Raw genomic sequence first — 12,446 nt, 5'->3', positions numbered from 1 at the left:
TTTCGTCATACGCCGGCCCCGAGGTCCGTGCGACCCCGGCCGAACTTCGCGGCCCGCCGCCCCGGTCATCGCCCCTCGATGCGCCGAACCGCGGCCGCGGCACCGGCGAAGAGCGCCGGCAGGTCGCAATGGACCGCACGACGGTCCTCGACCACGATCCGGCCGTCGACCACGACCGTCTCCACATCCGCGGCCTTGCCGCAGTAGACCAGATCCGAGACCAGACAGTTCACCGGCTGCAAATGAGGCTTTTGCAGGGCCGCCAGTATCACGTCGGCCAACGCGCCCTCGCGCACCGTCTTCACCCCGTGCGGCGGTCGCTCAGCGACCGCCGCGGGCCCGCCCGGAAGCGATAAGGATCCGGTACGGGCACGATCGTTCCCGCTTCCCTCTTTCGGAGGGGAGCCGCAGGCACGGGCCGTATATTTTACCTTATGGAATTCATCCGGATGCTGGCCTTGACCAGTGCGATGGCCCGGATGCGGCCGATTTCCACCTCTTTGTCGGCATGATGGGGATTCTGGCTCACGAGTTTCACATACCCGGGGCGGTCGGATTTCTGGATGTATTTGACGGTGATGTACTCCTCGCCGTCGATGTCGATCGACAGCAGGTACATGTCGCCCCAAAAGATGTTGTCTATGTCGTGGAGTTGTTTGTAGAGGACGATGTCTCCGCTTTTGAGCAGCGGATACATCGAATCGCCCACGATGTAAATGGCCCCGTCGCACTTCGGCAGATTCGGTATATGGATATAATTCAGCGGTTTGGTGCGGGCCTGTTCGGCGAAGAGCGGCACCAGTCCGGCCGTACCTTCGACCGAGTAGAGCGGCACGCTTTGCAGCGGCAGGGAGTTGTCCGTCCGGTGCATGTAGGCCGTCAGGTCGGGCTCGGCATTGAACATTTCGCCGCGTCCCGTTTCGAGCCATTCGGGATTTACATTCAATTCCTGAACCATTATGTTCCGATTGCGCGACGAGAGTCTCGTCTTGCCGGTTTCGATCATCGAGAGTGCCGCTTTGCCGATCCCAAGTCGTTGAGCCAACTGCTCTTGCGTCATTCCTAACTTTTTGCGTATCAGTTTGACCCGTTCGTTCATAGAATTTTTATCGGAATTATTGATATTAAAATATTGTACTTTTATTGTATAAAGTTTATGAATTGAATATATCTTTGTAACGGCAAAGTTAATAATTTTATTCTTCGCTCACAAATTATTTAACCTAAAACAAAATTAAAGCCAATGTGTTTTTCCGTATCACCTGAACTGTACCGCGAGGCGGCCGTCCGCCTGTGCGATGGGATCGGATGCTCGGATTATTTTTCGGGGTCGATCGCCTTTACCTATTCGAATGTCGATTGCCGTCTTACGGCATCGCTGATCGTTTACCGGCGCACGGAGCGTGCGCCCGAGGGGGTGTCGCACCCCATTGCCGATCTGGTGCCCGTGTGGTGGGAGTTCCACACCGTAGGACCCGACGGCGAGCTTCTCAACGATTTTTCCTTCGCCGAACTGAAAAGCTATGCGGTCTGCGTCTGATCGCCGGGAACGGTCTGCGCCGGGGCTCCCGCAATGTCCGGATGATGCCGGCGGTGCGCCGCCGCCCTCTTCGATCCGGACCGCACCGGCCGAGGTCCGAGGGCTTGCAGCCGTGCGCACCCGTCGACCTGACGGAGGCGCTGACCGGTGGATAAAACGATATCGGCGGTTCATTCCGCGTAGATAAATAAAGTACCGAAAGCCGGCCGGACGCGGGTCGGGTCTGAAAAACCGCCTTCCCGACACCCGAAACGACAGGCCGAAGGGGATGTCTGACAAGTTTTTTCAACCCTCTGAGAATTGCATATCCGAAAAAGTTCTCGAAAGCAGTACGATTAAAAAAGGTGTCTAAGATTCGTTAGACAGCCCCGGTCGGCGGGCGGTTGCGGACGGCTTGCCGTTCGTCCGGCTCAAAACTGCATCGCAAGTAACCGGATCCGGTCGTCCGGCCGCTTTTTCGGCCGTTCGGGGCGGTCGCCCGCAGGTGCCGCGCTTTTCCCGCATCGTGCCGGCGTCTCCGCAGAGGGCGGGCAGCTCCGCGGCGGTCAAGTGTCTCCGCGGCGGTCGGTAATGCCGACGGTCGTCGTGCGCAGCGCGGTGGGGGCGTGCGGGCCGCCGCCGATGCCGGGAGCCGCCGTGCGGTTCAGCTCCCCTCCCCCGCATTCGTCCCCCGCGTCATGCGTCCCGGTGCGGATGGGGTTGTGCGGCGCCGTTTGCCGGCCGCGGCTTCCGGCGGACCTTCCCGCCGCAACACATCGCTGCCGGACGTCATCCGCAGGACGGACGTCTTTCGGTGGCCCGAATCCCGCCTGCGCGCATTTCCGCCTGCGCGCCTGTGCGTTTGTTGCGTCTGTGCGCTGCGATGCGGGGCGGCTCTCCGCTCCCGACCCGACCGGGGCACGGCGCTGCCCGTCGGAGAGCCTGTTTCCGCCGGTCCTTCCTGTCGCGCCGCCGTGTACCGGGGCAGGCGCCGAGAGGCTGTCCGACGAGTTTTTCGCCCCCCCCCTTGAGATTTGCCTGTTCGGGAAAGCTCTCGAACAGCGCAAGTACAAAAGGGCTGTCCGGAACTTGTCGGACAGTCTCTTTCGCATCGTGTTCCATTGTTAAATACCGCTTTATGTCTCTTTCCGTACCCGCTTTCGCCGATTTTGCGCTCGGCGTCTATCCTTTTCTCGAATTGCAGCCTTTCCACCGCGCCTACTACCGCGTGCTCGAAGCCTTCGCCGCGGGGCGCATCCGCCGTCTGGTCATCACGATGCCCCCGCAGCACGGCAAGAGCGTCGGCGCCTCGACCCTCCTGCCGGCCTATCTGCTGGGGCTCGACCCCGATCTGCGGGTGGCTGTCGCCTCCTATTCCGCAGCATTGGCCTCCCGGTTCAACCGCCGCGTGCAGCGCATTGTCGACTCGGCCGAATATGCCGCGTTCTTTCCCGAAACGACCCTCAAGCGGGGTGCCAAGCCGCCCGGCTGCATCCGCACGGCCGACGAGGCCGAGATCGTGGGCCGGCGCGGGGGCATTCTCTCCGTGGGCCGCGAGGGTTCGCTCACGGGCAATCGCGTAGACTGTTTCATACTCGACGACCTCTACAAGGACGCTCTGGAGGCCCACTCGCCGCTCGTGCGCGAGAACTGCTGGGAGTGGTACACGTCGGTGGTCCGAACCCGCATGCACAACGCCTCGCGCGAGCTGATCGTCTTCACGCGCTGGCACGACGAGGATCTGATCGGCACGCTCATGCGCCGCGAGCGGTTCGTCGGACTGCGCGCGTGGCGCCAGCTGGACGAACTCGGCGGCGACTGCTGGCTGCACCTCAATTTCGAAGCGCTCAAGGCTTCGCCGCCCACCGAGATCGACCCTCGTCCGGCGGGTGCCGCCCTGTGGCCCGAGCAGCACAGCGCCGCACTGCTCGATGCCAAGCGGCGGCTCGATCCGCTGCAATTCGAGTGCATGTATCAGGGCCGCCCCTCGGCCCGCGAAGGGCTGCTCTACGGGCTCCAGTTCGCCGAGTACGATGCGCTTCCCCGCGACATCGTGCGCCGGGGCAACTACACCGATACGGCCGACACGGGCGACGACTACCTCTGTTCGCTGTGCTATGCCGTCGACGCCGACGGTGCGGTCTACATCACCGATGCGGTCTACACGCGCGAGCCGATGGAGCTGACCGAGGGGCTCGTGGCAGACATGCTCCGCGCGTCGGACACGCGGCAGGCGACGGTCGAGAGCAACAACGGAGGCCGCGGATTCGCCCGCGCCTTGCAGCGGCTCGCGCCCTCCGTGCGCATCGGGTGGTTCCACCAGTCGGCCAACAAGGAGGCCCGCATCCTCTCCAATTCGGCCACGGTGCTGCATCTGGTCCGCTTTCCGCGCGGGTGGCAGCAGCGGTGGCCCGAGCTTTATGCCCATCTGACGACCTATCGCCGGAAGTTCCGCGCGAACCGCTGGCACGATGCGCCCGATGTCGTAACGGGTATCGTCGAATGCGAGGCGACGAACGGCGGACGCCGGAAAATCAAAGGAGTGCGGTTCTTTTAGCCGGCCGCAGGGTTCTCTTCCGGCCTTCGGGCGGGGCGATGCGCGTCCGCTTCCGGCGGCGGCCGACGGGGCGGATCTCCGCCGCTCGAAGCGACTGCCTCGGCGGCGCACCTGTCTCGGTTCGGTGGGTTTCGGGGTGGGTTGTCGTGTCTTTGCGCGGCATCGGCTTTCCCGGCCGCATTGCCGCGGTGCGGGTTCCGGTGCATCCTTTTCCGGCCCCTTCCGGCAGCTCTTGCCGACGCACCTTTGTCTCGGTTCGGTGGGTTTCGGGGTGCGTTGTCGTGTCTTTGCGCGGCATCGGCTTTCCCGGCCGCATTGCCGCGGTGCGGGTTCCGGCGCATCCTTTCCCGGCCCCTTCCGGCAGCTCTTGCCGACGCACCTTTGTCTCGGTTCGGTGGGTTTCGGGGTGGGTTGTCGTGTCTCTGCGCGGCATCGGCTTTCCCGGCCGCATTGCCGCGGTGCGGGTCCCGGCGCATCCTTTCCCGGCCCCTTCCGGCAGCTCTTGCCGGCGCACCTTTGTCTCGGTTCGGTGGGTTTCGGGGTGGGTTGTCGTGTCTCTGCGCAGCATCGGCTTTCCCGGCCGCATTGCCGCGGTGTGAGTTCCGGCACATCCTTTTCCGATCCCTTCCGGCAGCTCTTGCCGGCGCACCTGTCTCGGTTCGGTGGGTTTCGGGGTGCGTTGTCGTGTCTTTGCGCAGCATCGGCTTTTCCGGCCGCATTGCCGCGGTGCGGGTTCCGGTGCATCCTTTTCCGGCCCCTTCCGGCAGCTCTTGCCGGCGCACCTCTTCCCCGCAGTCCGCAGGGGCGGGCGGACGCCGAATCGAAATTCGCAAATTGTCCGCACGGGCGGCCGGCGGGTCGGCTTTCGGGACATTTCGAAAGGTCGCGGCCGGCGGGGCGATGCGCGTCCGGTGCGGTTTCGGACTGCCGGATTGCCGAAGTCTCTGCGGCCTCGCCGAACCGAGATCGGTCCTGCGATACCGTCCTTGCGATGCCGTCCCGCACGGCGGACTGCATTCGCCGGGCACATGCGCTCTTCGCCGCCGGGCGGCGCTCGTTGCGGGCGATCCGCACGAAGCGGCCGGGGTGTGCGGGAGACGGGAACTTGCGCGCATTTTCTTGTGTTTCCCGGTGTCCGAAGCCTACAAACCGATCGACGGTGTGTGTCCGAGAACGGTCGGCGACCATCTGCGAAGCTGCACCGCCGTGAAATCCTGCCGGTCGCAATGCGCCGCCTTCCGTGTCGTCGTCGGACCCGGCTTGTCCCGAACAGCGTTCGGCGGACGGGGCGAAGAGCGGGAGGCTTCGACGGGCTGCCGCCGCTGAGACGGGAGCTTTCCGCGGAGAGGATGACGTTGCCGTCCGTCCGTTCGGCACCCTCGATGTAAAATGACAGATAGATTATTGAATATCCGAATGAAACATATGAAAAAACAGTCGAATCGCACCGCTGCCGGTCCGCATCATGCGGCTCCTGTGTCGCTGGGTCTTCGGGCGCCCGGCCCGATGCGGACCGTGCGGTCTGCCGCCGCGGATCGGGCGGAGGTCGGCCGTCCGGCCGAACGGCGCGTGCCGACAAACGCCGTCCGGCCGTCTGCCGCCGCAGTGCATACGGAGGCCGTACCGCCGACTTCCCCGCCGGTCGTATCGCGACCGATCGTGCCGCCGGGCGTTTCGGGCTTTGGTGTTTTGCCGGTTGCATCGGTGGCGGTTGCATCCGGAACGAATGCTCCGTCGTTTGCGTCGATGGCGCTTGCCTCGGAGTCTGTCGCCTCGGTGCCGGCCGTGTCGCTGCCTGCCGCCTTGACTGCCGGGGCGGTGTCGGTTGTCCCGTCGGTTGTCTCGGGGCCGACCGTTTGGAGGGATACTTCGGATGCGGCGGAACTGTCGCGGAAGGGCGTAGTAGATGCTGTGGAGGTCCTAAGAACGACGGAGGCTGTGGAACAGGCGGAGCCCGTGTACCCGGAGAAGACGGCGAATCCGGAGGAGACGGGAACTCCGCAGAAAGTCGTGTTTCCGAGTGCGGCCGCAAACCGGGCGTATGCAGCGAAACCGGATGAAACCGTGAAATTCGGGAGGACTGCGGATGCGGGAAAGAAAGCGAAACCGGAGGAGGCCGCGCACCCGGGTGCGATCGTGAACCCGGCGAATACGATGAACCCGGCACGAACTGCGGAACGAAGGGCGAACGTCGGACAGACGGCATCTGCGAAGCGGCCGGAGCAGCCGGATTCGACGGCAGCTGATGTGCAGCGACCGCAGACGGCGGGGGCATCCCCCGGCCCGGAATTGTCGGACATAGCGCCCGGCCCGATGTCGCGCGACCGTGCCGAGGCGGCCCGCTTTTTCGATCGTTACGAGCGCAGCCTGCTGTGCAGTGCGACCAATCGGGCGGCCTACGAGCAGACCGAGCGCGACTATGCCGCCCGCACGGGACACCGCCGGTTCCGAACGTACGGCTCTTTTCGGAGCGCTTACAGCCAGTATTGCAGCCGTTTGCAGCGCAACCGCGCACCGAAGGCCCGAGCCGCCTTGAAGCGTTGCGAACGCCACGTGGCACACCTTGCGGCGGCATTTGCGCACGATGTCGATGCGCATAAGCGCGGATGTTAATGCAAAGGCTTGCTTTCGGCTCTTTCGTGTCGTTCCTTTGCACTGTCGTCGGACGGCAATCCCTATCGTTGCGGTTCGAAGTCATCTGCGCCGAGGCCGCGGTGCGGATTTTTTCCGGTTCCGGCCGGCGATCGACAACCGGTTGTCTTGTTTTTCGATACTTGTCCGCAAAACCTTCCGCTCTCGGTTCCGGCGGCTCCGGCGTGTTGCCGCCGGCGGCGCGGTCCGTGCGAGCCCCTTGCAATCGTCGGCGTGCACGCCGACGAGGGCGGGCGATGCGGCGGCGAATCGAGTCGAAAGAGCGGCGGACGAGCTCGTTTTTTACCGCTGCGGAACGGTTCCGCGGCGAAACCCTTAAAACTTTTATCAAAATGGAAAATCAGATTTTGAATCCGAATGCGAATGCCGAAGCGGCTTTGACACTTGCCGACGGCGAAGTAATATCGTCTCTGTCCATCTACCCCGAAATCGATCCCGAGACCGGTTTCGGCAACACGATGAATGCCGATCGGCGCGAGTTCGACATGGTGGCGGAGCTGACGATCCGCCGTGCGGACGGAACGATCTATACGAAGAAGACCGACGATGTGATCTACTACACCACCGACTCCTTCGTATCCATCTCGGGCAAGCGTGTGATCGTCAAGGAGCTCCCGGCTCAGGCCATCGACCGTTTCTTCTACATCAAGGCGATCCTGCCTACCGGCGGCATCACGACCCAGTGCCGCTGCTACCAGTACAACAACCTCCAGTACGCGAAGATCGGCACGCGCGTGGTGCCCAGTCTCTCCGGTAGCATCTACGAACCGGGTGTCTACGAGTGCTGCGTGTGCGACAAGGACGGTAACAAGTTCGGCACGGCCGGCTCCATCCCTTCGATCACGGTCGTATCGGGCAGCATCACCGTGCTGGGCAACGGCAGAATCAAGATCGAGAAGGGCACGAATGCCGAGATTCGGATCGTGGCCGTCTATCCGGGCCGTCCCGTGGCGTTCCTGCAAGTGGGCGGCAAATAATAAGCGTTGAATTTCTTTCGTCCATTTCCCCGCCTCGGCATAGCCTGAACGAGTTCGGCTCTGCTCTCGGCTTAATGAAATGGTTGCTTTTTTCTCGTCCGTTTCCCGCCTCGGGCAGAAACCGAACCGGCGTTCGGCTCTGCTCCCGGCTTAAAGAATGAGTTCCGGGTCCGTTCCTGTGCTGTTTTGAGGCGGCTTGGTCCGCACGCGAATCGGGCGTAACCGATCGGAGCGTCTCGCCGATCCGGCCGGCGGCAGATAGGGTGCCGTCCGCCGGACGCGGAGACCGCACGGATTTCGGAACGGGTTCGCCACGGCGCCGGCGGCAGGAGTATTTCTGCCGCCGGTTTTTCATTGAACGTATCCGCCATGGTGTGTCGTGGACCGTCGCTCTTTTTCCGAACGGTTGTTCCGCCTTTTCTCTCTTTTCTTTTGCCTGCTCTCTTTTCCGCCTCTCGGGTCTTTCCCCTTTCCGATGCCGGTCTTCCCTCGGCTGCTTTCCATGCGCATTCTTTTCCGGGCGGATTCTTTTCCCTGTTTTTATTCTTCCGTCTTCGTTCGGTTCTGCGTTTCCCGTTTCAGGTTTCCGCCTCCGGCTTGCTCTGTCCCGAATAATCCGTCTTCATGTCTGGCGGTACGTTTCCCGCCGCGGACTGCGCGGAACGACGATGCCGACTGCTCAGGCGGTGCCGGTCGCGCATGCGGCGGCATCGGCTGACCGTGCGGAACCGGAGAACCGGCCGGAGCGTCCTCTGCCGTCGGGATCGAAACTTCGCGCCGCGGTGGCTTCCGTGCTTCCGTCCGGGGGGCGGATACCGGTCGCTCTTCTCGCGTCCGGAGCATCCGTTTGCCGGCTGCGGCAGGAACGGCGGAGGCAGTCCGGCATGGTGCGGTTTCAACGGCTCAAGGCTGTTCCGTAAGTTTTTTTACGCTTTGAAAATTGCCTGTCCGGGAAAACTCCCGAATGACGGTAGAAATGAAAAAGGCTGTCCGGGATCCGTCAGACAGCCTCGCTTTCCGCGTCCGGAGCTTGCGGGGCGAGCTACCCGCCTTGCGGACCGCACCGTCAGCGGATGGTGATCTTGCGCACGAAATCGTCGTATTCGGTCCTGAGCGACGTCATCAGTTCGCGCACGCTCTGGATCTTTTCCGCCCGCCACGCATTCGCGCCGCAGAAGGCATAGCCGTTCTGGAGCCTGCCTTTGAAGGCGTTGTAGAGGGCGAGCATGATGCAATAGGGGCTGTGCGTTACGTCGCACGTGCGGATGCAGTCGAACGGGCAGTTCTTCGGGCGTTTGAGCCCCTCCTTCACGCGGTCGAGGAACGAGTTGCGGATGGCGCGGCCCGGCATCCCGACGGGGCTCTGGATGATTTCGATGTCCTCCTGCCGGGCGTCGATGTAGCTCTGTTTGAAAGCGTCGTCGGCATCGCACTCCTCGGTCGTAACGAAGCGCGTGCCCATCTGCACGCCTTCGGCGCCGAGCTGCATGATGCGGTAGATGTCTTCGCCCGTGTAGATGCCTCCGGCGGCGATCACGGGGATGTGGCAGCGGTGTTCGTCGGCGAATGCACCCACTTCGGCCGCCACTTCCGGTACGATCTGTTCGAGCGCGAAGTGTTCGTCGGCGATCTGCTCGGTCTTGTAGCCGAGGTGGCCGCCCGCCTTGGGGCCTTCGACCACGATGGCGTCGGGGATGTAGTTGTACTCCGTGAACCACTTGCGGCACAAGAGCTTGGCCGCGCGGGCCGACGAGACGATCGGCGCCAGCTTGGTGCGTGCTCCCTCGGTGAGGAACGAGGGCAGGTTCAGCGGCAGGCCCGCGCCCGAGAAGATGATGTCGGCCTTCTCGGCGACGGCCGTGCGCACCATGTCCGCGAAGTTCGACATGGCCACCATCACGTTCACGCCGATGATGCCTTTGGTCTTTGCGCGGGCCTTGCGCAGCTCTTCCCTGAGACCGTAGATGCTGGCGGCGCGGTAGTCCTTCGAGAATTTGTTGTAGATGGCCCCGAGGCCGGCCGACGAGATCACGCCGATGCCGCCCTGTTCGGCGACGGCGGCCGCCAATCCCGAGAGGGATATGCCTACGCCCATGCCGCCCTGAACGATGGGGACGGGAGCGGAGAGGTTTCCGATTTGCAGTGCTTTCATTGAAAATTGCGGATTAGGAAAAATAAATCGCCCCAAAGATAGCGATAATTCGGCAGAAAATTGCGCCGTACTGTCTTTTTTGGGCGAAGGTGAGCGAAAAGCGGTCTTCCCCCGGCCGGGGGAAGACCGCTTCGTGCGGATGGCGGGAGCCGCTTAGAGCGACGCCCCGGTCGAAATTTGGGTGCCGTTGCCGAGGATGCTCCTCTCGGTGGTAACGGTGGGTATTCCCTTCGTCAATGCTTGTCCGTCTACGGAGGCGCTGCCGCTCAGTTCGCCGACATAGGGCAGAGCCGTGAAGGTCTGCTGTTGCAGACGACAGTCGGATTCGGTTTCGTCGTAGATCTCCCACTGGCCGATCGTGGTATTCCGAACGGTCAGCGTCGCCGTGTTTTCGCCTACGAGTGCGGCGGAGTCGTAATAGGGTGGATTGTAGCTTCCGAAGTGTCCTGCTTCCGCGAACCGCTTGTCCGTGTGACGGATCGCGATGAGGTTCACGGAGCACTTTTCGATCTGCGCATTGCTCTGGAACGAGCCGATCAGACCGCCCATGACGGATGCGCCCTTGATGTCGGCGCCATCGACCGAACAGCTGGTGATGGTCGCCTCCGCTCCCGAAATCAGACCGACGAGACCTCCTATGCGGTACGCCAGATAATACTCGCCCTCCCTGTCGGTCGGGTCGGCAGGGTCGATCGAGATGTTCTTGACGTGGCAGTTTTCGAGGGTGGCTCCGTTGGCGTAGCCCACGATGCCGGCCGTCCATTTTCCGGGGCCGACGATGGTCATGTGCTTCACGGTGAGGTCTTTGACATGCAGTCCTTTGCCCTGTCCGACGATGCCGCGGCCGCGGCCGTTCGTGCGGTCGATCCGCACGTTGGAGATTGTGCGGTGGTTGCCGTCGAGGGTGCCTGCGAACGCATTGGTGTTGGCGCTCATGTCGGTCATGTAGTCGGCCGCGCAGCCCATCGGGATGAATTTCAGGCCCGTGAAATCGAGGTCGTCGGCGAGTCGGACGGTCTTTCCTTCGAAGGTTTCGCCGAGGTCCACCTGCACGGCGATCCAGTTCCATTCGGCGGGGGTGCGTACCGTGTAGACGCCTTCGACCTCCTCGACGGCCGTCAGCGGGGTTTCCGTGATGTCGATTTTTTCGAACGTCGTGATGGCGTTCCGCCGTACCTCGATCGCGTTCGCGTCGCCGCTGCGCACGTAGGAATACAGTTCGCCGGTCGAGAGCCGGATCTCGACCGTAATGGGCCGGTAGCTGCCGGCCGGCACGACGGCGATGAACGGCGTGTCGGTTTCCGGGCTGAGCGCTACGCCGTTTCCGCAGTTGATCTTGATTTCGCGCGAGTTGTCGCCGTAGGCTTCGTTGAGCACGAGGATCGGAGACGACTGCGTGAGGTCCACGTCGCCCGAGCCGGAGAGGTAGGCTTGCTGCGGACCGATGCCGTCCGGATGGAGCTTGCCGGCGCGCAGCACGATTTCGGTTACCGTGGCCTCGCCCCGGAGCATGATCCGCAGATAGCCGCAGGTGTTTGTGAATGCGTAGGTGTCGGGCGCGTCGCTCACCGAGACGGTCGGATTGGCCATCGTGGGGAACGAGGCGGTTTCGTAGGTCTGGACCGCAGGCACGGTCATGCGGAGTTTGCGCTCCTGCGTAATGCGGGCGTTCACGGCATAGGGGTAGTAGGCGTAGTAGCGGTCGCCTTCGCGCACCTGCGTCGTGCCGCCGATGAAGCTGCCCTGCTCGCTGTCGGTGTAAGCCGGGTCGAGCTGGTAGCAGATGTTGGCGTCGAGCTGCGCGGAGCTCATCACGCCCACGGCATCGCCCTTTTTCCAGACGAATTTTCCTTCGGCGTTCATGCCCGAGCGGGTCGCCGCGGGGGCTTCGAGCGATGCGGTGATCCGGTTTCCGTCGGGAGCTGCGAGATACTCCTCTTCGTTTTGCGCGCAGCCTCCGGCCAGAAGCGCTGCGAGCATCCATGCATACTTTTTCATCGTTGACTAACGGTTTGATGTCGGGTCGGTTCAAAAAACGGAATAGTGGTCGCCTTCGACGGGTGTTTCGCCCGTACCGGTGATCGATTGTGCGAAGCCGGCTTCGATGCGTACCGGCATCACCTCCATGAGGGGTGCTTCATAGTTTTTTTCCATGATGTTTGTTTTTTAGAATGTTATTGGATAGGTTGAAAAAGATCGGACGGTACGGATGCGAAAAATCCCGCCCCGCCGTCGGGGACGACAGGGTGTGATGAGGTCTTAAAACTCTTGTAATTAAGAGTTTATCGTAATTTTTCGGGGGGGGGTATTTTTCAGTTTCGGCATGACTGCTTCCATGTTGCCGCAAAGATACGAAAAAGTCGGGCGCAAAAACAAATTTATTCGCATTTTGCCGGTCGGAAGCCTCCGGAACGAAGGGAAGGATGCGAAAATGTACGGAAAAAAACGGATCGCGGAGATGCGGGGTTTTATCCCTCCTCTCCGCGATCGGATGCCGCCGGGGCGCCTCCTACCTGCCGCTGCGGGCGAAATAGGCGTAGAAATAGGGAATCGTCTCGATGCCCTTGTAGAACTGTTCGAGCCCGAAGC

General features: G+C 62.5%; 9 protein-coding genes. 4 read left to right on the top strand and 5 right to left on the bottom strand.

Features of this window, described 5'->3' with window-relative positions; genetic code table 11:
• Positions 1-65 precede the first annotated feature (65 nt).
• Together BN3659_RS00105 and BN3659_RS00100 are read right to left on the bottom strand one after the other, a co-directional pair.
• Positions 66-305 (bottom strand): hypothetical protein, encoded by a 240-nt coding sequence (locus tag BN3659_RS00105; RefSeq protein WP_216092781.1) that lies wholly within the window; start codon positions 303-305, stop codon positions 66-68.
• 122 nt (positions 306-427) lie between these two features.
• Positions 428-1,099, bottom strand: coding sequence for an XRE family transcriptional regulator (locus BN3659_RS00100; RefSeq protein WP_091533586.1), 672 nt, complete (start codon positions 1,097-1,099; stop codon positions 428-430).
• Between the two features lie 144 nt (positions 1,100-1,243).
• Here BN3659_RS00100 and BN3659_RS00095 point away from each other — a divergent pair, with 144 nt between their 5' ends.
• The 4 genes from BN3659_RS00095 to BN3659_RS00070 all read left to right on the top strand — a co-directional run bounded on the left by BN3659_RS00095 (position 1,244) and on the right by BN3659_RS00070 (position 7,705).
• Positions 1,244-1,540 (top strand): hypothetical protein, encoded by a 297-nt coding sequence (locus tag BN3659_RS00095; protein ID WP_091533585.1) that lies wholly within the window; start codon positions 1,244-1,246, stop codon positions 1,538-1,540.
• Between the two features lie 1,117 nt (positions 1,541-2,657).
• The gene (gene terL / locus BN3659_RS00085; protein ID WP_091533581.1) at positions 2,658-4,076 is read left to right on the top strand and encodes a phage terminase large subunit; all 1,419 of its coding nucleotides are present in this window, start codon (positions 2,658-2,660) and stop codon (positions 4,074-4,076) included.
• Positions 4,077-5,501: 1,425 nt separating this feature from the next.
• The gene (locus tag BN3659_RS00075; RefSeq protein ID WP_141682425.1) at positions 5,502-6,689 is read left to right on the top strand and encodes a hypothetical protein; all 1,188 of its coding nucleotides are present in this window, start codon (positions 5,502-5,504) and stop codon (positions 6,687-6,689) included.
• Between the two features lie 371 nt (positions 6,690-7,060).
• The gene (locus tag BN3659_RS00070; protein ID WP_141682424.1) at positions 7,061-7,705 is read left to right on the top strand and encodes a hypothetical protein; all 645 of its coding nucleotides are present in this window, start codon (positions 7,061-7,063) and stop codon (positions 7,703-7,705) included.
• A gap of 1,066 nt (positions 7,706-8,771) precedes the next feature.
• On the opposite strand, the gene BN3659_RS00065 is transcribed toward BN3659_RS00070, so the two are convergent.
• From BN3659_RS00065 to BN3659_RS13575, 3 genes are all read right to left on the bottom strand, one after another.
• Positions 8,772-9,857: an NAD(P)H-dependent flavin oxidoreductase gene (locus tag BN3659_RS00065; RefSeq protein WP_091533575.1), complete on the bottom strand. Its 1,086-nt coding sequence runs from the start codon at positions 9,855-9,857 to the stop codon at positions 8,772-8,774.
• A gap of 153 nt (positions 9,858-10,010) precedes the next feature.
• Positions 10,011-11,855 carry a fimbrillin family protein gene (locus BN3659_RS00060; protein WP_141682423.1) on the bottom strand — a complete coding sequence of 615 codons (1,845 nt, stop codon included), beginning with the start codon at positions 11,853-11,855 and terminating at the stop codon, positions 10,011-10,013.
• A gap of 30 nt (positions 11,856-11,885) precedes the next feature.
• Entirely contained in the window at positions 11,886-12,011 is a 126-nt protein-coding gene (locus tag BN3659_RS13575) for a hypothetical protein (protein ID WP_262480976.1), read from the bottom strand.
• Positions 12,012-12,446 lie beyond the last annotated feature (435 nt).

This window comes from Alistipes sp. CHKCI003 (assembly GCF_900021155.1).
GTDB classification, from domain to species: domain Bacteria; phylum Bacteroidota; class Bacteroidia; order Bacteroidales; family Rikenellaceae; genus Alistipes; species Alistipes excrementavium.
The sequence above is the reverse complement of the archived record's forward strand: the minus strand, read 5'-3'. Positions and strand labels throughout refer to the sequence as shown.

Bases quoted from the DNA above. Each gene is read 5' to 3' on its own strand.
- BN3659_RS00100 (WP_091533586.1), bottom strand. From the start codon at position 1,099: ATGAACGAACGGGTCAAACTGATACGCAAAAAGTTAGGAATGACGCAA.
- BN3659_RS00095 (WP_091533585.1), top strand. From the start codon at position 1,244: ATGTGTTTTTCCGTATCACCTGAACTGTACCGCGAGGCGGCCGTCCGC.
- terL (WP_091533581.1), top strand. From the start codon at position 2,658: ATGTCTCTTTCCGTACCCGCTTTCGCCGATTTTGCGCTCGGCGTCTAT.
- BN3659_RS00075 (WP_141682425.1), top strand. From the start codon at position 5,502: ATGAAAAAACAGTCGAATCGCACCGCTGCCGGTCCGCATCATGCGGCT.
- BN3659_RS00070 (WP_141682424.1), top strand. From the start codon at position 7,061: ATGGAAAATCAGATTTTGAATCCGAATGCGAATGCCGAAGCGGCTTTG.
- BN3659_RS00065 (WP_091533575.1), bottom strand. From the start codon at position 9,857: ATGAAAGCACTGCAAATCGGAAACCTCTCCGCTCCCGTCCCCATCGTT.
- BN3659_RS00060 (WP_141682423.1), bottom strand. From the start codon at position 11,855: ATGAAAAAGTATGCATGGATGCTCGCAGCGCTTCTGGCCGGAGGCTGC.
- BN3659_RS13575 (WP_262480976.1), bottom strand. From the start codon at position 12,011: ATGGAAAAAAACTATGAAGCACCCCTCATGGAGGTGATGCCGGTACGC.